We start from the raw sequence: 21,138 nt of genomic DNA on the forward strand, positions 1-21,138 counted from the left end.
CCGGGGTCACGACGGCTCCTCGTGCAGCTTGGCGTAGTCCCATCCAGTGGCGCGGCGCTGCTCGAGATCGAACCAGGCGAGGCCGTCGGTCGTGACATCGGCGGCCCGCACCATCCGGCCGCGCAGGTTCACCGCGCGCAGCTCGAACCAGAACGATCCGTCGTCGAGGATCAGCGTGACCCGGTCGAACGCGGCATCCGCCGGGAGGGATTCCGGGTGGAGTCCGACCCGCAGCTTCTCGCCTTCGGAAACGACGCGTGCGGGCAGCGCGTCGACGCGCTCGTCGTGGTCGAATGCGACGGCCGCGCGACCGCGGGCCAGCAACTCCGCGACGAGCGGTTCGGGGTCGACTCTCTGGGTGACGCCCATGTTGTACGAGGGTAGCGGGTCTATCCGCGGCGGTCGCGGGTTCGGCGCTCACGCCGGATCCGGATCGGCTCGGGCGGCTCGACGTGCTCGTTGCCGGGAAGCGGGGATTCACCGCGCCGGGCGCGCACCTCGGACACGGTTTCGACCCCGGCGAACTCGTCGGAGCCCTGACGGGCGGGGGTTTCCTCGTAGAGCGAGAACCACGGGTATCCGCGCTTCGTGTATTCCTCTGCGGTCACGGGTTCGGTCGGCGGCTGCTCGCCGGTGAGCGCTTCCCAGCGGTCGCTGTTGACCAGCTCGATCCGGACGGCCGAGTGATGGTCGAGGTCCCACGCGTCGTGTTCCTCGACGGGCGTCGCGACGCCCTGCTCGATCGCCCCTCCGGCCCCGAATCCCATCGACGACGTCGGCTCGGGCGCCGCGAACGCCCGCATCGGCCGCTGTGCGTCGAACTTCTTGCGCTCCTCCCAGATCGGTCCTCGGATCGGGTACGCGACGATCCGCACTCCCCCGATCGCGACCCCGGCGGCGAGCTGTTCCTCGAGCGTGTATCCGGCTCCGAGCGGTGCTGCCACGAACTGCCGGACCTTGCCCGCGGCCACCTGGAAGCCGTCGAGCCACGGTTGTTCCGGCACCTCGAAGTAGTCCTCCCGCTCGAAATCCGGGTCCTCGGACCACTTTCCGCCGGTCACCGCGTCGACATCACCGACGCCGACCTTGACGAGGAAGGGGTAGCGGCCATCGAACTTGATCCAGCACGCCTCCGACTGCCACATCGGCAGCACGAGCACGTCGTCGACGACACGCAGCGGGAATCGGCCCAGGCTCGGCGGCAGCGGATAGGTGGTGCCGTCGTCCGGGACCCGCACCGTGCGATGGAAGGAGACGGAGAGTTCGGCATCGGCATGCACCTCGGGGAATTCGAAGTACAGCCTGTCCTGATCGACACTGAGCGCCATCTCGTTCCTCCCGCCCCGGCCCGCCGTGTGTCGGCGAGCCTACGCCCGGACGGCCCCGTCGGGTGGGCTCCCGGGCCGCACCACGCGATCCCACTTCTGTGTGGCGTACGCCACACGGTGTGGTAAGACCGTGGGCATGTACCCCGGGAATTTCGTGTCCGTCACCCCTGACAAGCCGGCCATCATCCGGCCCGCGACCGGAGAGTCGCTGACCTACCGGCAACTCGACGAGAATTCGCTGCGATTCGCGAAGTACCTCCGCGACCTCGGTCTCCGACCGGGCGACCACATGGCGCTGATCTCGAACAACGACCTGCGCGTGATGGAGGTCTACTGGGCGGCCCTGCGGTCCGGTCTCTACATCACCGTCGTGAACTGGCATCTGACCGCCGCCGAAGCCGCCTACGTGGTGAACGACTGCGGCGCGAAGGTACTCGTCGTGTCCGCGGACGCGGTCGAGGCCGTCGACCTCGCACCGGACGCGTACCCGGCCGTGACCCATCGCGTCGTGTTCGGCGGCGACCTTCCCGGTTTCGACGACTACGCGCAGGCCGTCGCCCGGTTCGACACCACTCCCCTCGCCGATCAGCCCCGCGGCCAGGACATGCTGTACTCGTCCGGTACGACCGGCCGCCCCAAGGGCATCAAGCCGAAGCTGCCCGACGGGCAGGTGCAGGACATCCCCGATCCCTACACGGCCGTGTTCGCGCCGATGTACGGATTCGACGCCGAGACGGTCTACCTGTGCCCGGCGCCGCTGTATCACGCTGCGCCGCTGCGTTTCTGTGGGACGATCCAGTCGGTCGGCGGCACCGTCGTCCTCATGGATCGGTTCGATGCGGAGGAGGCACTCGCCCTGATCGACCGGTACCGGGTGACCGCGAGCCAGTGGGTGCCGACCATGTTCGTGCGCATGCTGAAACTCCCCGAGGAGGTTCGCGCGAAGTACGACGTGTCCAGCATGAAGGTCGCGATCCACGCTGCGGCCCCGTGCCCGCCGGAGATCAAGCGCGCGATGATCGAGTGGTGGGGCCCGGTCGTCAACGAGTACTACGCGTCCACGGAGGGTTCCGGCGCGACGTTCATCGACTCCGCTCAGGCTCTCGCGCACCCCGGTTCGGTGGGTCGCGACGGGGTCATGGGAATCGTCCACATCTGCGACGACGAGGGCGAGGAACTGCCGATCGGCTCGATCGGCACCGTGTGGTGGGAGCGCGACGAGCGCCCGTTCGAGTACCACAACGATCCTCAGAAGACCGAGGAGGCAACGCACCCCGCGCATCCGACGTGGACGACGAGCGGTGACATCGGCTATCTCGACGAGGAACGGTTCCTGTACCTGACCGACCGTGCCGCGTTCACGATCATCTCCGGCGGCGTCAACATCTACCCGCAGGAATCGGAGAACGTGCTCACCCTGCATCCGAAGGTGTTCGACGTCGCGGTGATCGGTGTGCCGAACGAGGAGATGGGTGAGGAGGTCAAGGCGGTCGTTCAGCTCGTCGACGGTGTCGAGCCGAGCCCCGAGGTCGAGCAGGAACTGCTCGACTACGTGCGGGAACGGGTGTCCCGGTTCAAGGCGCCGCGCAGCATCGACTTCTCCGACGACCTGCCGCGCACCCCCACCGGCAAACTCGTCAAGCACAAGCTGCGGGCCCGCTACCTGACCGCCACACCATGAGCGCAGGCGGCACCCAGCACACAGCCGACCTGGACGCGCTGGCCCGGCTGCTGCCCGAAGGCGCAGTGGTCACCGACCCCGACATCCTCGCCGGCTACCGGCAGGACCGGGCGATGGATCCGGACGCGTCCGTGCCGCTCGCGGTGGTTCGGGCGCGTTCGACCGCGGACGTGTCGGCGACCCTGAAATGGGCGAACACCCATCGGGTTCCGGTGGTGCCGCGCGGGGCAGGCACGAGCCTGTCCGGCGGCGCCGGCGGTCTCGCCGCCGGGATCGTGCTGAGCACCGAGAAGATGCGTGAGATCACCGTCGACCCGGTGACCCGCACCGCGGTCGTCCAGCCGGGACTGCTCAACGCGGAGGTCAAGCGAGCCGCCGCGGAGCACGGTTTGTGGTACCCACCGGACCCGTCGTCGTTCGAGATCTGCACGATCGGTGGCAACGCCGCCACCAATGCGGGCGGATTGTGTTGTGTGAAGTACGGAGTCACCACCGACTACGTGCTCGGCCTCGAGGTCGTGCTCGCCGACGGCACCGTCGTGCGGCTCGGCGGCCCGCGCCTGAAGGACGTCGCGGGACTTTCCCTGACGAAACTGTTCGTCGGGAGCGAGGGCACGCTCGGGATCATCACCGAGGTGACCTTGCGGTTGCTGCCGCCGCAGCCACCCGCGTCGACGATGGTCGCGACGTTCTCGTCGGTGCAGGCCGCCGCGGACGCGGTGCTGGCGATCACCGGGAAACTGCGCCCGGCGATGCTGGAGTTCATGGACCGTGCATCCATCAATGCGGTCGAGGCCGCCCTGCACATGGGCCTCGATCGCGCGACCGAGGCCATGCTCATCGCGCGGTCCGATGCGCCGGGTGCCGCTGCCGCGCAGGAGATCGCACTGATGGTGCAGGCGTGCCGCGACGCCGGCGCGGACGAGGTGTTCGACACCGACGATCCGGAGGAGGGTGAAGCGTTCGCGGCGGCGCGGCGGATGGCCATCCCCGCGGTCGAGCGCACCGGCAGTCTTCTGCTCGAGGATGTCGGGGTTCCGTTGCCGGCGCTTCCCGCGCTGGTCGGGGGTATCACGGAGATCGCCGAGCGGAATGCGGTGACGGTCGCGGTGATCGCCCATGCCGGGGACGGGAACACCCACCCGCTCATCGTCTTCGACCCTGCCGACGAGGACATGACGGCGCGGGCGCACGCCGCGTTCGGCCAGATCATGGATCTGGCGATCGGCCTCGGCGGGACCATCACCGGCGAACACGGGGTCGGCCGGTTGAAGAAGGCGTGGCTGCCCGACCAGGTCGGCCCGGACGTCATGGATCTGACGCGGCGGGTCAAGGAAGCGTTGGACCCGAACGCGATCCTGAATCCGGGCGTTCTGTTCTGACCTGTGATCGAGTACCGTGTCGTCGTGCAAGAGGAGCCCGACGAGTGACCGGACAGACGCGAAACGACGCAGCCGCCCTTCCGCTGCGCGACACCCGGTATCGGGAACTGGAGACGTACCCGGAGTTCGGGACGGTCACCGAGTGGTTGCACGATTACGTGCAGTCGTCGGTGCCCAACCCGAAGATGGGTGAACGCGAGTACTGGGCGGTGGTGTGCCTGCCCTTCACCTCCGAGGCGGACACCGCACAACGGCTCTGCAGCGTGCACGCGGGCGCGTACGAGACCGCGTGCCTGTATGTCGAGACGATGCCCGACGGACAGCGCCGGCTCGGTGGGTTCGTCACCGTCGACACCGCCGTGTTCGAACGTGACGCCGGCACCGATGTCGCTGGTCTCGAAGCCGCCAACCCCGAGTTGCGGTTCCGGACGCAGCCGACGACGACAACCATCTGGTGGACGGACACGGCGGGCAGCAGGGAGCAGTTCGACGCTCTGCCGTGGCGGCCCGCCGCACGGCACCTGGTCACCGAGTTGATGCGTCAGGGCAAGTGCCTCGAAGCGTCCAATCACAGCGCGCAGCTCGCCAGGTTCGCGCAGGCGGACCGACTTCCCGCGGATCCCCTGCAATCACGCACGGCGGAAAGCTGATTCGGCGGGAGGCACCCGGACCGGTCTCGCCGAGACGAGGCCGAGGGACTACCGCACCGGCGATACTCGATGGGTCGTCTCCATCCGACCGGAGGTTGCCATGGACAACGTTCCGCCCGCTGCGCATTCCGGAATCCACGTGCGGCCGACGCTGCGGAAGCAGTGCTGGGGCTTCGTCATCGGATCGGCCTGTTTCGCAATCGGATCCGCGCCCGTGCTCGCCGGCCTCCTCGGTACCTCGCGCGCCAACGGGTTCTTCTTCGTCGGAGCGTGGTTCTTCACCGCCGCGGGGTTGATCCAGCTTCTGCGCAGCGGACCCATGACCACGGAGACCGGCGGGGAGTCCCTGCTCCGGGCGGAATGGCTGTCGTCCGCCGTGCAGAGCGTGGGGACGGTGCTGTTCAACGTCAGTACCGCTGCCGCCCTGCAGGCCTACGACGTCACCGAGGAGCGGCACCTCGTGTGGCGGCCCGACGCGGCGGGGTCGGTGGCGTTCCTGATCAGCGGGGCACTCGCGCTCCGCGTGTACCAGGAAGGTGCGCGGACGTGGGTACCGCGCGGTCGCGACGGATGGGCCGTGTGGGTGAATCTGGTCGGATGCATCGCATTCGGGATCTCCGCGGCCGGTGCGTTCATCACCTCCAGCGGCGCCGAGGCCAGCGACTTCTGGGCCAACGCAGGGACATTCGTCGGTGCCCTGTGCTTCCTGGTCTCCGCGCTGCTCTCGCTGCCCCGCCGCGATCGGTCCGCTACCGAAGCGGGTTGACGGACTGCGACATCCTCGCGTGCAGCGCCCGGACCATTTCGGTGGCCAGCACCGCGTGCCCGGTCATCGTGAAGTGGATCCGGTCGGCGCTGAGCAGTTCCGGCCGCAGTCGCAGCGGGTGCTGCCACAGATCCAGCAGCACGGCGTCGTACTGGGCGGCGAGCGTGCGGACCAGGTCGTTCACCGCCATGACGCCGTCGCGGAGCGCGAGCATGTCGTCGCCGACGAACGCGTCGGCCAGGGTGAGCGTGGTGACGGTGGCACCGGTGTCGTGAGCCGCCGCGAACAGCGACTCGAGATTGTCGGCGGTGCGCCGCAGGTCCGGACGGGCGGACCACAGGTCGTTGGAACCGCACGTGATGTGGATCAGATCGGGCGCGAAGTCCAGCACGGGTGACAGCTGGGTCGCCACCACCTGCCCGCTGGTGGCGCCCATGCGCCCGGTGTTGAGATACGCCAGGTCCGGATGGGTGGCGCGCAGCGCGGCCGCGACCCGATCGGCCCACGGTGAGGTCGCGTATCCGGGGCTGGGATCGCCGATGCCCTCGGCGATCGAGTCGCCCATCACGGCGTATCTCGACCAGGGGGCGTCGGCGAGGAGTGCCGCTTGCGTCGCTGCGGGCAGGCACATCGGGTCCGTCGCCTCGGTCCAGGGCGAGGCAGGGACGGTTCGGGAGATCGAGTTCGTCATGGCTGACCCTCCGGGTCTCGACTGAAGAAGGGAGTACGATCGTTCGTGCATATGACAGTACGACCGTTCGTCCACTTCGGCAAGACGTGAGAGGATGATTCGCGTGACGGAACCCGCATCGACGTCCGACCTACGACTGCTCAAGGGCGCACGCACCCGCGCGACCATCACCCGGCACGCGGTGGACGTGGCATCGGTCGAGGGCCTCAACGGGGTGAGCATCGGACGCCTCGCGACCGACCTCGGCCTCAGCAAGAGCGGGGTTGCGACACTGTTCGGCAGCAAGGAGAACCTGCAGGTGGCCGCCGTCGACGCGGCCCGGGAAGTGTTCGTCGAACGGATCGTCCGGCCCGCCCTGCGCGAACCCGCTGGACTTCCGCGACTCCGCGCCCTGATCGACCGGTGGCTCGACTACGCGATCGAACCGGCGTTTCCGGGCGGATGCTTCCGCGCCGCCACGATCGCCGAGTTCGACAGCCGCCCCGGACCGGTCCGCGACGCACTCGCCCGCGACCGCCGCGACTGGCTGGACCTGCTGGCCGGCGAGTACCGGCACGCGCGCGAGGACGGCACCGTCCCGGATCGCGACCCGGACGAGGTCGCGTTCGAGATCGATGCCGTCCTCGCGGCCACCAACACCGCACTGCGCCTTGACGATCCGCGCGCCGCCGAGACCGCTCGCTCGATCGTCGACCGGATCCTGAACGCCGATCCGGACTGAACCGGCGCTCGCACGATCCGCGGACATTTACCGCGCGCGCTCGCTGCGCAGCGCCCGATCGTTACGCGGCTCCAGCAGCGCACCGGCCGCGATCATGATGACCGCCAGTCCGAAGTGCAGCCAGTTGTCCGCCGTGTTGAGCGGAACGAAGTTCGCGGAGCTGTCCGCGTCGACCACCAGTCCGTAGATCCACAGCACCGCGTAGATCACGCCGCCGCCCACGAGGAACGCCCTGGCAGCAGGGACGGTGCGCGCCATCGCGAGCCCGGCCACACCGAAGAGCAGATGCACGATGTTGTGGAGGATCGAAACGTTGAACACGCCGAGCAGCATCGCCTCGGAGTGGTGACCGGCGAAGGTCATGGTGTCGTAGTTGGTCGTGATGCCGGGGATGAACCCGAGAATCCCGACGAGGAGGAACAGTGCCCCGATCACCAGGGCAGCGGTCTGGACAGGTGTCCGCGTCATACTGCGTGTCGCGTGCTCGGCCATGACGGTTCCCTTCTTTCGAGTTCTGCCGGCCGGCAGAACCCTCGTGCCTTCCGGCCAGGAGGATCGCTGGCAGGGACCTCCGTGGCCTACCCGTGGGAACAGCCGGGCAAACCTGCCCCTGGCGACAGCCAGGCAACCTGCACAGCTGCGACGCATGTCGGACCCCGGGTGCACCATGGACGAGTGACCGATGCCGTCCTCGACCGCTTCTCCGCGCCCACCCGCGAGTGGTTCGCGGGCGCATTCGCGGCCCCCACTCCCGCCCAGCTCGGGGCGTGGGAGGCGATCTCGTCGGGGCTGCACACCCTCGTCGTCGCGCCGACCGGCTCCGGCAAGACCCTCTCGGCGTTCCTGTGGTCGCTCGACCGGCTGGCGGCCGAACCCCGCGACACCCGCACGACGCGGGTTCTCTACGTCTCGCCGCTGAAGGCGCTGGCCGTCGACATCGAACGGAACCTGCGCTCCCCCCTGGTGGGGATCACCCAGACCGCGAAACGCCTCGGGCTGGACCCACCCGAGATCACCGTCGGGGTGCGCTCGGGCGACACCACCCCCGCCGACCGGCGCAAGCTCGTCCAGAAGCCGCCGGACATCCTCATCACCACCCCCGAGTCGCTGTTCCTCATGCTTACCTCGGCGGCCCGCAGAACGCTCGCCGGTGTGGAGACGGTGATCGTCGACGAGGTGCACGCGGTCGCCGGAACCAAACGCGGCACGCACCTCGCGGTCTCCCTCGAACGGCTCGACCTGCTCCTGTCGCGCCCGGCGCAACGGATCGGCCTGTCCGCGACGGTGCGTCCCCACGAGGAGGTCGGCCGGTTCCTGACCGGGCAGGCCCCGATCCGTATCGTCGCGCCCCCGGCGACCAAGACCTGGGACCTCACCGTCCGGGTGCCGGTCGAGGACATGACCGAACTCGGCGTCGCGGCGCCGGAGAACGAGATCGCGGGCGAGGATCCGTTCCCGGCCACCCCGCAGGCCGGCTCGATCTGGCCACATGTCGAGGAACAACTCGTCGACCTCATCACCGCCCACCGGTCGACGATCGTGTTCGCGAACTCGAGACGCCTGGCCGAGCGACTGACGGCGCGGCTCAACGAGATTCACGCCGAACGCGCCGGGGCCACCGTGGACCGGGAACCGCGTCCGCCCGCGCAGATCGGTGCCCCGACCGAGGTGAGCTACGGCGCCGAACCGCTGCTGGCCCGCGCCCACCACGGCTCGGTGAGCAAGGATCAGCGCGCGCTGATCGAGGACGATCTCAAATCGGGCCGGCTCGCGTGCGTCGTCGCGACGTCGAGCCTCGAACTCGGCATCGACATGGGCACCGTGGATCTCGTGATCCAGGTCGAGGCCCCTCCGTCGGTGGCCAGCGGACTGCAACGCGTCGGGCGCGCCGGCCACCAGGTCGGCGAGGTCTCCCGCGGTGTGCTCTTCCCCAAGCACCGCACCGACCTGATCCACTGTGCGGTCACCGTCGAACGAATGGTCGCGGGCCGCATCGAGGCCCTGCAGGTACCGGCGAACCCGCTGGACGTGCTGGCCCAGCAGACCGTGGCCGCAGCCGCGCTCGAACCACTCGACGTCGACGACTGGTTCGAGACCGTGCGCCGCACCGGATCGTTCGCGACACTCCCCCGTTCGGCCTACGAATCCACTCTGGATCTGCTGGCCGGACGGTACCCCTCGGACGAATTCGCCGAACTGCGACCGCGTCTGGTGTGGGACCGTACCGAAGGCACCCTCACGGGGCGTCCGGGAGCGCAGCGTCTCGCGGTCACCTCCGGCGGGACGATTCCCGACCGCGGTCTGTTCACCGTCTATATGGTCGGCGAAAAGGCCACGCGGGTAGGCGAACTCGACGAGGAAATGGTGTACGAGTCGCGGGTCGGCGACGTCTTCGCGCTCGGCGCGACCAGCTGGCGGATCGAGGAGATCACCTTCGACCGTGTACTGGTCTCCCCCGCCTACGGCCGACCCGGCCGGTTGCCGTTCTGGCACGGCGACGGCCAGGGCCGGCCAGCCGAACTCGGCGCAGCCCTGGGCGAATTCGTCCGCGAACTCGGACACGCCACCCCGGAGGACGCCGAAACCCGCTGCAAGGAAAGCGGACTCGACGACAACTCCACCAGGAACCTGATCCGGCTGCTCGACGAACAACGCACCGCGACCGGGCACCTGCCCACCGACCGCACCCTCGTCGTCGAACGGTTCCGCGACGAACTCGGCGACTGGCGGCTCGTATTGCACTCACCGTTCGGGCTGCGGGTGCACGCACCCTGGGCACTCGCGGTGGGCGCACGCCTGCAGGAGCGGTTCGGTGTCGAATCCAATCCGACGGCCTCCGACGACGGCATCATCGTCCGGTTGCCCGACACCGAGGACGACCCGCCCGGCGCGGAGATCTTCGTCTTCGACCGCGACGAGATCGAGGATCTGGTCACCGAACAGGTCGGCGGGTCGGCCCTGTTCGCGTCCCGGTTCCGGGAGTGCGCGGCCCGCGCCCTGCTGCTGCCGCGTCGCAACCCCGGCAAACGCGCCCCGCTGTGGCAGCAGCGGCAGCGCTCGGCCCAGTTGCTGGACGTGGCACGCCGTTACCCCACGTTCCCGATCCTGCTCGAGACTGTCCGCGAATGCCTGCAGGACGTCTACGACCTGCCCGCCCTGCGGGACCTGTTCGGACGCATCGCCCGTCGGCAGATCCGCCTGGTGGACGTCGAGACCGCCACCGCGTCCCCGTTCGCGAGTTCGCTGCTGTTCGACTACGTCGGCGCATTCCTCTACGACGGGGACAGTCCCCTCGCCGAACGCCGCGCGGCCGCCCTGTCGCTGGACTCGTCGCTGCTCGCCGAACTGCTCGGGCGCGTCGAGTTGCGGGAACTGCTCGACGCCGACGTCATCGCCGCGGCCGAACACGAACTGCAACGGCTGGTGCCGGACCGGCGCGCCCGGGACGCCGAGGGTGTCGCGGATCTGCTGCGTCTGCTCGGGCCGCTGACCCTCGCCGAACTACGGGAACGGAGCATCGCCGACCCGGCGGAATGGATCGCCGATCTCGCCGCCCGCAACCGGGTGCTGGAGGTGTCGTTCGCCGGCCACGTGTGGTGGGCGGCGATCGAGGACGCATCCCGGTTGCGCGACGCCCTCGGCGTGCCGCTGCCGATCGGCGTGCCCACGGCGTTCGTCGAACCGGTTGCCGATCCGCTCGGCGACCTCGTCGGGCGGTACGCCCGCACCCACGGACCGTTCACCACTGCCGAGGCTGCGGCGCGGTTCGGTCTCGGCGCCGCCGTGGTCCAGGACGTCCTGCACCGCCTCGCCGACGAGAAACGCGTCACGACAGGAGAATTCCGTCCCGGTGCGACCGGATCGGAATGGTGTGACACCGAGGTGCTGCGACGATTGCGTCGCCGCTCCCTCGCGGCCGCGCGCCAGGAGGTGGAACCGGTCAGCACCGCGACCCTCGGACGATTCCTGCCCGCGTGGCACAACATCGGCGGCGGGCTGCGCGGCATCGACGGGGTCGCGGCCGTCGTCGACCAGCTCGCCGGGTTCCCGGTCCCGGCCAGCGCCCTGGAACCGCTCGTGCTCGCACCCCGGGTGCGGGACTACTCCCCCGCGATGCTGGACGAGCTCACCGCGACCGGTGAGGTGCTGTGGTCGGGCGCCGGCTCGATCTCGGGCAAGGACGGCTGGGTGTGCCTGCACCCGGCCGACGCGGCATCGACCACCCTGGCGCCACCCACCGACATCGAGTTGAACGACACCCACCGGGCGATCCTCGACGCGCTGGCCGGCGGCGGCGGGTTCTTCTTCCGTCAGCTCGCCGACGCGCTGGCGGCGCAGGGCCTCCAGGTCAGCGACGCGGCCGCCGCGGCGGCGCTGTGGGATCTGGTGTGGGCGGGGCACATCGGCGGCGACACCCTCGCGCCTCTGCGCGCCCTGATCGGGGACACGTCCCGCGCCACCCCGGCGCACCGCGCACCCCGCCGCGCACCGCGTTCGCGCATGTACCGGGGTCGCCCGGCGCTGCCGTCGCGGACCGGACCCCCGACGGTGGGCGGGCGGTGGTCGCTGCTGCCCGAACCCGAACCGCAGTCGACGGTGCGCGCCCACGCGACCGCCGAACTCCTGCTCGAACGGTACGGGGTGGTGACGCGCGGGGTGGTGGCCGGCGAGTCCGTGCCCGGTGGATTCGCCCTGATGTACAAGGTGCTCGCGCGTTTCGAGGAATCGGGCCGCTGCCGTCGCGGCTATTTCGTCGATTCGCTCGGCGGTGCCCAGTTCTCGACGCCCGAGGTCGTGGATCGGTTGCGTTCCTACTGCGAATCCCTCGAGGGTCGCCACGCCGAGACCCCGGCGGTGACGCTCGCGGCATGCGACCCCGCCAATCCGTACGGCGCGGCGCTGCCGTGGCCGGCGCCGCGCGCCGACGACACGACCCGGCATCGTCCGGGCCGCAAGGCCGGCGGGCTGGTGGTGCTGGTCGACGGGAGGCTGGTGCTGTTCGTCGAGCGCGGGGGCCGCACCCTCCTGACGTTCGACGACGATCCCGGCGTGCTGCGCGTGGCGTGCGCGTCGCTCGCGGCCACCGTCAAGCGGGGCAGCGTCGACAAGATCGTGGTGGAGAAGGTCGACGGGCGTTCGATCCACGGGCACGACTTCGCGGCGCTGCTGTCCGAGGCGGGATTCTCGGCGACACCGCGCGGCTATCGGTTGCGGGCCTGACATGCCCGAGGGCGACACCGTGTTCCGGACCGCGGCGCGGCTGCACGCGGCGCTGGCGGGAAAGACGTTGACGCGCTCCGACTTCCGGGTTCCGCGCTACGCCACCGTGGATCTGTCCGGCGCGGAGGTGACCGGCACCGTCGCGTACGGTAAGCACATCCTGACGCGGTTGCCCGAGTACACGGTGCACACGCACCTGATGATGGACGGCGAATGGCAGATCTACGCCCGTGGCGCCCGCTGGCGCAAACCCGGTTTCCGTGCGCGCCTGGTTCTCGAGACCGCCGATGTGCAGGCGGTGGGTTTCGACCTCGGGATCGTCGAGGTCCTTCCTCGCGACCGCGAGTCCGATGCCATCGGGCATCTGGGCCCGGATCTGCTCGGCCCGTCGTGGGATCCGGCTCCGGCAGCCGCCAATCTCGCACGCGATCCTGCTCGGCCCGTCGGACTGGCGTTGCTCGATCAGCGGGTCCTCGCCGGTGTCGGGAACGTGTACCGCAGCGAACTGTGTTTCCTGCGCGGGGTGCATCCCGCAGTGCCCGTCGCAGACGCCGGCGACCTTGCCGCGTGGGTGGATCTGGCACACAGGCTGCTCGTCGCCAACCGCGACCGCGCCGTGCGCATCACGACGGGTGACCGCCGTCCGGGCCGGAACCTGTGGGTGTACGGGCGGGCCGGACGACCGTGCCTCCGCTGCGGCAGCACGGTAGTGTCCGGCACGCTGGGCGCCGCGAACGACCCGGAGCGGATCTTCTACCACTGCCCGCGCTGTCAGCGAGGCGCGGATCGGTGATCGCGCACCTCAGTGATTGCGCACCTCAGTGATTGCGCAGGGCCTTGATCAGCTCTCCCTTGCGCTTCGACGAGTATCCGGTGAGCCCGATCTCCTTGGCGCGCTTCTTCAGTTCCGCGACGGTCCAGTCCTCGTACGAACCGGACTTGCCGCCCTTGTGCCCCACCGACGACCGTCCGCGCGAGGCGGCGGCATTCGCGATTCGCGCGGCCTTCTCCTTCGAAGCACCGTCGTCACGAAGCTCCTCGTAGAGTTTCTCGTCCTTGGTCGAGGGGTTCGGCATCGCATTCTCCCTTCGTCGGGTGACGGATACCCCTCCTCGAGGCCGTGCAACCGTGTCCCCCAGGTGCAGGATCAACCGCGTCCGGCGCACTCGACGAGTTCGACGCAGTGCTGCACGAGCGTTTCTCGGGGCACGACGATCGTGCCTTCGAGGTAGCCCATGAACAGGCTGGTCAGCGCACCGACCAGCCCGACCGCGACCATGTGCCGTTTCTCCGGGTCCTCGATGGGGAGCTGCTCCCGCACGAGTGTCACGAACTGAGGCGCCAGCTCGACGCCGCTGGTGCCGATCGCCGGTTCACGCAGCGGCGCGAGCAGCAGTACCCGTCCCATGGCGGGCTGATCGACCATCAGCTCGACGAACACGCGCACGGCGGCGTCCGCGCGCTTGTTCGGGGGCGCTCCGGCGACAGCTTCGATCAGTGCCGTCCGTGCGCGGTCACCGACCTCGTCGTAGACGGCACGGACGAACTTGTCCCGGTCGCCGAAGCTTTCGTAGAAATACCGTTCGGTGAGTCCGGCAGCGCGGCACACCGCTCGCACGTTCGAGGCCGACCGGTCGACGGCCCCGAGCAGCTCTATTCCCGCCTCCAGAAGGGCCTCGCGTCTCACGCGCCGACGCTCCTCGAGGGCGGTGCCCGCCCAACTGCGGCGCGTTGGTTCCACGGCTCGATCCTGTCGTTGACCCCTGCGCGCCGGAATTCTACTCTGACAACATGCGTAGTCAGAACTCGCCGGTGCCGCTCGGGCCGGATTCGCTCACCTGGAAGTACTTCGGCGGGTGGCGCGGCATGCTGTTCGGGCCGTGGGCCGGGTCGATGCAGAACATGCACCCCGGCCTCGGTGCCGGCGTCGAACAGCATTCGAAGTTCTTCGACGAACGCTGGGAACGTCTGTACCGATCGCTGTATCCGATCTACGGCGTCGTGTTCGACGGACCCCGTGCCGCCGAGACCGCACGCCAGGTGCGCGGATACCACGACACCATCAAGGGCGTCGACGCCCGCGGCCGCAAGTACCACGCGCTGGACCCCGACACGTTCTACTGGGCACACGCCACGTTCTTCTACAGCCTGGTCGTGTCCATCGAATGGTTCGACGGCCCGCTCTCGCTCGCCGACAAGCACCGGCTGTTCGACGAGCACGTGCAGTGGTACCGCCTCTACGGGATGTCGATGCGCCCGGTCCCCGAGTCGTGGGAGGCGTTCCTCGAGTACTGGGACCACATCTGCCGGAACGTCCTCGAGGACAACAAGGCCACCCGGGACGTCCTCGACCTGTCGCAGCTCGACCGGCCGCCGTTCCTCCGGTGGTTTCCGGCACCGGTCTGGCGGGCCGTGCGTTCGGTCGTCACCCGCGGATTCCTGTGGCTGACCGTCGGCCTCTACGACCAGCCCGTGCGCCACCTGCTCGGCCTGTCGTGGTCACGCCCGGAGGAGCGGCTGCACCGGGTGATCGGCCGGGCGATCGGTCTCGGTACCCGGCTCGTGCCGTGGCGTTATCGCTACCATCCGCGGGCCCGCGCCGGGTGGGACCGGGAAGCCGGCCGGATCCCGGGCGATGCGCCGCTCGTGCACACCCCGGCGCGGAACCTGCCGCCGCTCGACCGCCGCGACCTGCCCATCCACTACAGCCCGAAGGTTCCCGCACACGAAAGCCGGTGACAACCACAGACGACGACCCACAAACGACACAGAAGCACGCAGACACGGTCACTGCATGCCACCCTTGTGTGCATGAAGGTCGACGCCCACGCCGTGCTGCACGGTCCCCTGTTCTCGCGGAGTCAGCCGCTCGACCGCAGCAACGCCGCCAGCACCAGGATGTTGCCGTAGATGTAGGCACTGATGCGGCTGGCGGCGCTCGTGCCGGTGGTGACCGAAGACAAGTACGTCGGCATCGCGATCGTCCTTGGTACCACGTTGTCGACGTTCGTCGCCCACGTCTTCGCCGAGGCGGTCGGGCACAGTGTCCGGGAGGGCGCGCAGCTGACCACTGCCGAGCGCTGGGCCGAGGTCCGCAACTCGGTACCGATCCTCAGTTCGGCGGTGATGCCGTGCGTGATCCTGGCGATCGGATGGATCGGCTGGCTCGAGCCGCACACTGCGCAGCTGCTCGCCGAGATCGCGGTGCTCGTGCGGATCGGTGGCATCGTCCTCGTCATCGGCAGGCTCAACGGCAAGCGTCCCAGCAGGGGCTGGCTCACGAGTGCCGCGGTCATCATGCTGGTCGCCTTGTCGGTCGTGCTCACGAAGGTCCTGCTGACCCACTGACCCCATTGACCCACTGACCGGGACCGCCGAATTCCGGACCCCGGTGTCGGACCCCGGGGCTAGGGTCGGAGCCATGACCGCGCCCGCCAACGTCACCGCCATCGAGCGCAGCACCTCCCGGCCGTGGGAACAGTGGGTCCGTCGGCTCGACGAACTCGGCGCAGCCGAGCTGGATCACCGGGACATCGCCCCGCACGTGCAACGTGAACTCGATTCGCTCGGCGTCGCGAACGCGGGATGGTGGGCCCAGTCCGTCACCGTCGCCTACGAACAGCACATCGGCCGGCGCGTTCCCGGCCAGCAGTCGGACGGAACCTTCTCCGCCGCCGCGAGCCGCACCGTCGACGGATCACCGGACGACGCGCTCGCGGCGTGGACCGCTCTGGTCGGCGGCCGTACCCGCCTCGCCGGCCGGGATCTCGCCGGCGACCCGACGACCTCCACGACGCCGAAGTGGCGATACTGGCGCTGCGCGCTCGACGACGGCACCCGCGTCGAGGTCACCATCGGTGAGAGCGGCCCCGGCAGGAGCCGGATCGCGGTCGCGCACAACCGGCTTCCGTCCCCGGATTCCGCGGACGATGTGAAGGCGTTCTGGAAGGACCTGCTCGCCGAGCTGTGAGCGGGCTGTGACGGTTCCCGGTGGTCAGCCCCAGACCGGCACCGGTTCGAGGATCTCGGCGCGGGCCTCGGGTGCCGCCGCGCGCAACGCGTCCGCGGACTCGTCGTCGGGTCGGCTCTGCGACCGGACCTCGGCGTCGACCCGCGCGCGGTACGTGCTGATCTCCCGATCCACCGTCTCCGTGTCCCAGCCCAGGATCGGAGCGACGAGCCGCGCGACCTGCTCGGCGCAGTGCACCCCGCGGTGCGGATACTCGATGGAGATCCGGGTGCGCCGCGCGAGCAGGTCCTCGAGGTGCAGCGCGCCTTCGGCGGCGGCTCCGTAGACGACCTCGACCTGCAGGTACTGCGGCGCATCGGTGAGAGGTTGCAGCAGTTCGGGTTTGCCGTCGGCGTGGGCGAGCACCTCCTCGACGAGCGAGCCGTACCGGTCGAGCAGATGCTTGATCCGGTACGGGTGCACCCGGTACCGATCGGCGAGGTGCATCGTCTGGTTCACGAGCGCGAAGTACCCGTCGGCGCCCACCAGCGGCACCCTCTCGGTGATCGACGGCGCGATGCGCGACGGAATGTCCTCGGCGGCCAGATCGACGGCGTCCTCGGCCATGACGCGGTAGGTGGTGTACTTGCCGCCGGCGATCGCCACCAGCCCGGGCGCCACGCGCGCGACCGCATGCTCGCGGGGGAGAGCGACGAGACCTCGAAGCTGTCCCGCGAGCAGCGGACGCAGACCCGCGTACACCCCGTCGATGTCCTCGGGGGTGAGCGGGGTGACGAGAACCTCGTTGACGTGGTCGAGGATGTAGTCGATGTCGGCCTTCGTCGCCGCGGGGTGCGCGAGATCGAGATTCCAGTCGGTGTCGGTGGTGCCGATGATCCAGTGGTTGCCCCACGGGATGACGAACAGCACCGACTTCTCGGTGCGCAGGATGATCGCGGAATCGGCGACGATGCGGTCGCGGGGCACCACGATGTGCACGCCCTTCGAGGCACGCACCCGGAACCGGCCGCGCTGCCGCGACAGCGCCTGGATCTCGTCGGTCCACACCCCCGTCGCGTTGATCACCACGTGTGCCTTGACCTCGGTGACGGTTCCGTCCTCGGAATCGCGCACCTGTACACCCGACACCCGGTCCGCTTCCCGCAGGAACCCGACCACCTGCGTCGACGTACGCACGACCGCGCCGTAGTGCGCCGCCGTCCGCGCCACCGTCATCGTGTGCCGAGCGTCGTCGACGACCGTGTCGTAGTAGCGGATCCCGCCGATGAGCGACGACCGCTTGAGACCCGGCGCCATGCGCAGTGCCCCCGACCGGGTCAGGTGTTTCTGCGCGGGTACGGACTTCGCCCCGCCCATCCGGTCGTAGAGGAAGATCCCGGCGGCGATGTACGGCCGCTCCCAGACCCGGTGGGTGAGCGGGAACAGGAACTCGAGCGGCTTGACCAAGTGCGGGGCGAGCGTCGTCAGCGACAGTTCCCGCTCGCGCAGCGCTTCCCGGACCAGACCGAACTCGAGCTGTTCGAGATAGCGCAGCCCGCCGTGGAACATCTTCGACGACCGGCTCGAGGTGCCCGAGGCGAAATCCCGTGCCTCGACGAGGGCGACCCGCAACCCGCGGGTCGCGGCGTCCAGTGCGGCACCGGCACCGACCACGCCTCCACCGATGACGACCACATCGAACTGTTCGGAACCCAGTCGCTGCCACGCCTCGCGGCGCTGCTCGGGCCCGAGGATCTGCACACCCGCTTGGTTGGTCACCGCGCCACTCCCTGTGCCTCGTCGACGTATCCGGACCCAGGCTAGTAGTTTTGCCCTCGTACCGCTGACCCGGACGCAACCTTCCCGACCACCGATTTCGAGCGAGGCCGCCGTGAATCAGTACATCGCTGCGATCGACCAGGGCACCACGTCGAGCCGCTGCATCCTGTTCGACCACGACGGCCGCATCGTCTCGGTCGCGCAGACCGAGCACGAACAGATCTTCCCGCGCTCGGGATGGGTCGAACACGACCCCGAGACGCTGTGGACGAACACCCGCGAGGTCGCAGCCCTGGCGCTGGCGAAGGCCGACCTGCCGCGCGGCTCGGTCGTCGCGATCGGCATCACGAATCAGCGTGAGACCGCCGTGGTGTGGGACCGCACCACCGGCAAGCCGGTGTACAACGCGATCGTGTGGCAGGACACCCGCACGGATCGGCTCATCGGCGAACTCGCCGGGGACGCCGGCGTCGACCGGTACCGCGAGGCGACGGGACTGCCTCTGTCGACGTACTTTTCGGGCCCGAAGGTGCGCTGGATCCTCGACAACGTCGAAGGCGCCCGAGAGAAGGCGGAGGCCGGGCAGCTGGCGTTCGGCACCGTGGACAGCTGGATCGTGTGGAATCTGACCGGCGGCGTCGGCAACGGCACGCAGGAACCGGGTGTGCACGTCACCGACGTCACCAACGCCTCGCGCACGATGCTGATGAATCTCCGGACGCTGCAATGGGATCCGCAGATCTGCGCGGACTTCGGGATCCCGATGTCGATGCTGCCGGAGATCCGCAGTTCGTCCGAGGTGTACGGCTACGCACGCGAACGCGGTCCGCTCGCGGGGGTTCCGGTCGCGGGCATCCTCGGCGACCAGCAGGCCGCCACCTTCGGGCAGGCGTGCCTGTCGCCCGGCGAGGCGAAGAACACCTACGGCACCGGAAACTTCCTGCTGCTCAACACCGGCACCACGCCGGTGCGCAGCGAGCACGGCCTGCTCACGACGGTCTGCTACCGGATCGGTGACGCTCCGGCGGTGTACGCGCTCGAAGGATCCGTCGCGGTGACCGGATCGCTCGTGCAGTGGCTGCGCGACAATCTCGGAATCATCCGCTCCGCAGCGGAGATCGAGGACCTCGCCGCGACCGTCCCCGACAACGGCGGCGCCTACTTCGTGCCGGCGTTCTCCGGGCTGTTCGCGCCCCGCTGGCGCCCCGACGCCCGCGGCGTCATCGCGGGTCTGACCCGGTTCGTCAACAAGGGCCACCTGGCGCGTGCCGCCCTGGAGGCGACCGCGTACCAGACCCGCGAGGTCATCGAGGCGATGCGCGCGGATTCCGGGGTCGATCTGAGCACCCTCAAGGTCGACGGCGGCATGGTCGTCAACCGCACCCTGATGCAGTTCCAAGCCGACATCCTCGGGGTGCCGGTGGTGCGTCCGGTGGTCGCGGAGACCACCGCGCTCGGCGCGGCCTACGCGGCCGGTCTCGCCGTCGGATTCTGGGAGGGCGAGGACGACATCCGCCGCAACTGGGCGGTCGGCGACACCTGGGAGCCCGCACTCGACGAGACGGAACGCGAGCGCCTGTACGGCGAGTGGAACAAGGCGGTCGAACGAACCTACGACTGGGCCTGAGCCCGGGCCGGCGGGCGGGCGCCCTCGGCGGTCCGCACCGCCGCGCCCAGGCGCCGGACGGCCTCGGCGAGTTCGTCCTCCGCGGAGGTGGCGAAACACAGCCTCACGGAGTGCGTGTGGTCGCCTGCCACCGCGAACGCATCACCCGGAACGAAGGCGACACCGAGATCCGCTGCGACAGGGAGCAATTCGGCGGCCGGAACCACGGTGGGCAGCGACGACCAGGTGAACATGCCGCCCCGCACCGGCGAATACGTCACGTCCGGACCGAATTCGGCCGTGAGAGCGGCGGCCAGTGCGTGCGCGCGGGCACCGTAGGTGGCGCGCAGGGTCGTCAGATGGGCGTCGAGCCAGGCGGTGTCGGCGAGCAGATCCGCGGCGATCCGCTGGGTCAGCGACGATCCGCACAGATCCGCGCCCTGCTTGAGCAGTTCCACGGACGCGCACACGTCGCGGTCGGCGAGCAGCCAGCCGACCCGCAGCGCCGGGGCGATGATCTTCGACGCGCTCGACAGCCGGATCACCCGGTCCGTGTGGGAGGCGACCGGCGCCGGAGGCGGTGTACCGAACCACAGGTCGCCGTACGGATCGTCCTCGACGATGCGGAATCCGTAGCGATCGGCAAGTGCCGCGAGGTGCGCCCGCCGCGGCGCCGACAGAACCGCCCCGCGCGGATTGTGGAAGGTGGCGACGGTGTGCACGAGCACCGGCCGCGCGCCGCGCACGAGCAGTTCCTCGAGCGCATCGGTGTCGAGGCCGTCGTCGTCGACGGGAACGGAGGCGAGGGTGGCCTCGGCGGCCCGGAACACCTGCAGCGCCCCGGTATACGCGGGTTCCTCGACGACGACGAGATCGCCCGGGTCGAGCAGCGCCTGCGCGATCAGGCTCAGGGCCTGCTGCGAACCGTGGGTGACGACGACCTGCTGCGGATCCACCGTGCGGCCGAGGCGGCCGCTCTCGCGGGCGGCGATCACCGTGCGCAGGTCCCCGAGCCCGCAGGTCTCGGTGTACTGGGCGGTCGCGGGATCGGCGAGCGCGGACGCGGCGGCCTCGGCGAGCCGCGCGGTGGGCAGCAGCTCGGCGGCGGGCAGGCCGCCGGCGAGGCTGATCACCTCGGGACGGGCGGTGACTTCGAGCAGATCTCGGATGGCGGAACTGGTCAACCCGTCCAGACGGCGGGCGCGGATACGTGTCATGGGTACTCCACGAGCAGAGGGGTGGTGAGCGAAGCAGCACCGAGCGTCCGGATCTGCGGGCGGAGGGATGCCGTGACGAGCGGTCGTGGGTACGACCGACCCGGGAAGAGCCTACCTCATCACGGCACCACCATGTGAACACGCCGTC

18 protein-coding genes and 1 pseudogene are annotated in these 21,138 nt (G+C 69.6%); 11 read left to right on the forward strand and 8 right to left on the reverse strand.

Going from position 1 to position 21,138, the window contains the following annotated elements; genetic code table 11:
* Window positions 1–6 precede the first annotated feature (6 nt).
* Both I0Q12_RS19815 and I0Q12_RS19820 read right to left on the reverse strand, forming a co-directional pair.
* Window positions 7–369 (reverse strand): hypothetical protein, encoded by a 363-nt coding sequence (locus tag I0Q12_RS19815; protein WP_197253817.1) that lies wholly within the window; start codon window positions 367–369, stop codon window positions 7–9.
* Between the two features lie 20 nt (window positions 370–389).
* Window positions 390–1,328, reverse strand: coding sequence for a hypothetical protein (locus tag I0Q12_RS19820; RefSeq protein ID WP_197253818.1), 939 nt, complete (start codon window positions 1,326–1,328; stop codon window positions 390–392).
* A gap of 136 nt (window positions 1,329–1,464) precedes the next feature.
* Between I0Q12_RS19820 and I0Q12_RS19825 the strand changes: the two genes are divergently transcribed.
* The 4 genes from I0Q12_RS19825 to I0Q12_RS19840 all read left to right on the forward strand — a co-directional run bounded on the left by I0Q12_RS19825 (window position 1,465) and on the right by I0Q12_RS19840 (window position 5,807).
* The gene (locus I0Q12_RS19825) at window positions 1,465–3,009 is read left to right on the forward strand and encodes an AMP-binding protein (RefSeq protein ID WP_197253819.1); all 1,545 of its coding nucleotides are present in this window, start codon (window positions 1,465–1,467) and stop codon (window positions 3,007–3,009) included.
* Window positions 3,006–4,391, forward strand: a complete 1,386-nt coding sequence (locus I0Q12_RS19830) for an FAD-binding oxidoreductase (protein ID WP_197253820.1) — start codon at window positions 3,006–3,008, stop codon at window positions 4,389–4,391. The genes I0Q12_RS19825 and I0Q12_RS19830 overlap by 4 nt, the downstream gene beginning before the upstream one ends.
* A 44-nt stretch (window positions 4,392–4,435) precedes the next feature.
* Window positions 4,436–5,041 (forward strand): hypothetical protein, encoded by a 606-nt coding sequence (locus I0Q12_RS19835; RefSeq protein ID WP_197253821.1) that lies wholly within the window; start codon window positions 4,436–4,438, stop codon window positions 5,039–5,041.
* 100 nt (window positions 5,042–5,141) lie between these two features.
* Window positions 5,142–5,807 carry a hypothetical protein gene (locus I0Q12_RS19840; protein WP_197253822.1) on the forward strand — a complete coding sequence of 222 codons (666 nt, stop codon included), beginning with the start codon at window positions 5,142–5,144 and terminating at the stop codon, window positions 5,805–5,807.
* Here the strand turns inward: I0Q12_RS19840 and I0Q12_RS19845 are convergent.
* Window positions 5,791–6,498, reverse strand: a complete 708-nt coding sequence (locus I0Q12_RS19845; protein WP_197253824.1) for an SGNH/GDSL hydrolase family protein — start codon at window positions 6,496–6,498, stop codon at window positions 5,791–5,793. The genes I0Q12_RS19840 and I0Q12_RS19845 overlap by 17 nt on opposite strands.
* Window positions 6,499–6,601: 103 nt before the next feature.
* Here I0Q12_RS19845 and I0Q12_RS19850 point away from each other — a divergent pair, with 103 nt between their 5' ends.
* A complete protein-coding gene (locus I0Q12_RS19850; RefSeq protein WP_374068741.1) occupies window positions 6,602–7,219 on the forward strand; it encodes a TetR/AcrR family transcriptional regulator in 618 nt (205 codons plus the stop codon).
* A gap of 27 nt (window positions 7,220–7,246) precedes the next feature.
* Here I0Q12_RS19850 and I0Q12_RS19855 read toward each other — a convergent pair whose 3' ends face one another.
* Complete coding sequence (locus I0Q12_RS19855; RefSeq protein WP_197253864.1) at window positions 7,247–7,687, reverse strand: DUF4383 domain-containing protein; 441 nt, start codon at window positions 7,685–7,687, stop codon at window positions 7,247–7,249.
* 207 nt (window positions 7,688–7,894) lie between these two features.
* Here I0Q12_RS19855 and I0Q12_RS19860 point away from each other — a divergent pair, with 207 nt between their 5' ends.
* A complete protein-coding gene (locus I0Q12_RS19860) occupies window positions 7,895–12,439 on the forward strand; it encodes an ATP-dependent helicase (protein ID WP_197253828.1) in 4,545 nt (1,514 codons plus the stop codon).
* Between the two features lies 1 nt (window position 12,440).
* The gene (locus I0Q12_RS19865) at window positions 12,441–13,232 is read left to right on the forward strand and encodes an Fpg/Nei family DNA glycosylase (RefSeq protein WP_197253829.1); all 792 of its coding nucleotides are present in this window, start codon (window positions 12,441–12,443) and stop codon (window positions 13,230–13,232) included.
* Between the two features lie 25 nt (window positions 13,233–13,257).
* Here the strand turns inward: I0Q12_RS19865 and I0Q12_RS19870 are convergent, their stop codons facing one another.
* Window positions 13,258–13,515 carry a Rho termination factor N-terminal domain-containing protein gene (locus I0Q12_RS19870; protein ID WP_197253831.1) on the reverse strand — a complete coding sequence of 86 codons (258 nt, stop codon included), beginning with the start codon at window positions 13,513–13,515 and terminating at the stop codon, window positions 13,258–13,260.
* Window positions 13,516–13,586: 71 nt separating this feature from the next.
* On the reverse strand, window positions 13,587–14,180 hold the full coding sequence (locus I0Q12_RS19875) for a TetR/AcrR family transcriptional regulator (RefSeq protein WP_197253833.1): 594 nt from the start codon (window positions 14,178–14,180) through the stop codon (window positions 13,587–13,589).
* Between the two features lie 50 nt (window positions 14,181–14,230).
* On the opposite strand from I0Q12_RS19875, the gene I0Q12_RS19880 reads away from it, so the two are divergent.
* The 3 genes and pseudogenes from I0Q12_RS19880 (at window position 14,231) to I0Q12_RS19890 (ending at window position 16,409) form a co-directional block, all read left to right on the forward strand.
* Window positions 14,231–15,178 (forward strand): oxygenase MpaB family protein, encoded by a 948-nt coding sequence (locus tag I0Q12_RS19880; protein ID WP_197253835.1) that lies wholly within the window; start codon window positions 14,231–14,233, stop codon window positions 15,176–15,178.
* 72 nt (window positions 15,179–15,250) lie between these two features.
* Window positions 15,251–15,787 (forward strand): annotated as a pseudogene (locus tag I0Q12_RS19885) (hypothetical protein).
* Between the two features lie 73 nt (window positions 15,788–15,860).
* The gene (locus I0Q12_RS19890) at window positions 15,861–16,409 is read left to right on the forward strand and encodes a hypothetical protein (protein ID WP_197253837.1); all 549 of its coding nucleotides are present in this window, start codon (window positions 15,861–15,863) and stop codon (window positions 16,407–16,409) included.
* Window positions 16,410–16,433: 24 nt separating this feature from the next.
* Here the strand turns inward: I0Q12_RS19890 and I0Q12_RS19895 are convergent, their stop codons facing one another.
* Entirely contained in the window at window positions 16,434–18,167 is a 1,734-nt protein-coding gene (locus tag I0Q12_RS19895) for a glycerol-3-phosphate dehydrogenase/oxidase (protein WP_197253839.1), read from the reverse strand.
* 112 nt (window positions 18,168–18,279) lie between these two features.
* On the opposite strand from I0Q12_RS19895, the gene glpK reads away from it, so the two are divergent.
* Window positions 18,280–19,794: a glycerol kinase GlpK gene (gene glpK, locus I0Q12_RS19900; RefSeq protein WP_197253841.1), complete on the forward strand. Its 1,515-nt coding sequence runs from the start codon at window positions 18,280–18,282 to the stop codon at window positions 19,792–19,794.
* On the opposite strand, the gene I0Q12_RS19905 is transcribed toward glpK, so the two are convergent.
* Window positions 19,779–20,990: a PLP-dependent aminotransferase family protein gene (locus I0Q12_RS19905; protein WP_197253843.1), complete on the reverse strand. Its 1,212-nt coding sequence runs from the start codon at window positions 20,988–20,990 to the stop codon at window positions 19,779–19,781. The genes glpK and I0Q12_RS19905 overlap by 16 nt on opposite strands.
* Between the last annotated feature and the right edge of the window lie 148 nt (window positions 20,991–21,138).

Source organism: Rhodococcus sp. CX (assembly GCF_015865005.1).
Taxonomy (GTDB): Bacteria; Actinomycetota; Actinomycetes; order Mycobacteriales; family Mycobacteriaceae; genus Rhodococcus.

What these genes read in the sequence shown, in the direction of transcription:
- I0Q12_RS19865 (WP_197253829.1), top strand. Translation starts at nt 12,441, where the DNA reads ATGCCCGAGGGCGACACCGTGTTCCGGACCGCGGCGCGGCTGCACGCG.
- I0Q12_RS19880 (WP_197253835.1), top strand. Translation starts at nt 14,231, where the DNA reads ATGCGTAGTCAGAACTCGCCGGTGCCGCTCGGGCCGGATTCGCTCACC.
- I0Q12_RS19855 (WP_197253864.1), bottom strand. Translation starts at nt 7,687, where the DNA reads ATGACGCGGACACCTGTCCAGACCGCTGCCCTGGTGATCGGGGCACTG.
- I0Q12_RS19905 (WP_197253843.1), bottom strand. Translation starts at nt 20,990, where the DNA reads ATGACACGTATCCGCGCCCGCCGTCTGGACGGGTTGACCAGTTCCGCC.
- I0Q12_RS19840 (WP_197253822.1), top strand. Translation starts at nt 5,142, where the DNA reads ATGGACAACGTTCCGCCCGCTGCGCATTCCGGAATCCACGTGCGGCCG.
- I0Q12_RS19845 (WP_197253824.1), bottom strand. Translation starts at nt 6,498, where the DNA reads ATGACGAACTCGATCTCCCGAACCGTCCCTGCCTCGCCCTGGACCGAG.
- I0Q12_RS19830 (WP_197253820.1), top strand. Translation starts at nt 3,006, where the DNA reads ATGAGCGCAGGCGGCACCCAGCACACAGCCGACCTGGACGCGCTGGCC.
- I0Q12_RS19815 (WP_197253817.1), bottom strand. Translation starts at nt 369, where the DNA reads ATGGGCGTCACCCAGAGAGTCGACCCCGAACCGCTCGTCGCGGAGTTG.
- I0Q12_RS19870 (WP_197253831.1), bottom strand. Translation starts at nt 13,515, where the DNA reads ATGCCGAACCCCTCGACCAAGGACGAGAAACTCTACGAGGAGCTTCGT.
- I0Q12_RS19890 (WP_197253837.1), top strand. Translation starts at nt 15,861, where the DNA reads ATGACCGCGCCCGCCAACGTCACCGCCATCGAGCGCAGCACCTCCCGG.
- I0Q12_RS19820 (WP_197253818.1), bottom strand. Translation starts at nt 1,328, where the DNA reads ATGGCGCTCAGTGTCGATCAGGACAGGCTGTACTTCGAATTCCCCGAG.
- I0Q12_RS19825 (WP_197253819.1), top strand. Translation starts at nt 1,465, where the DNA reads ATGTACCCCGGGAATTTCGTGTCCGTCACCCCTGACAAGCCGGCCATC.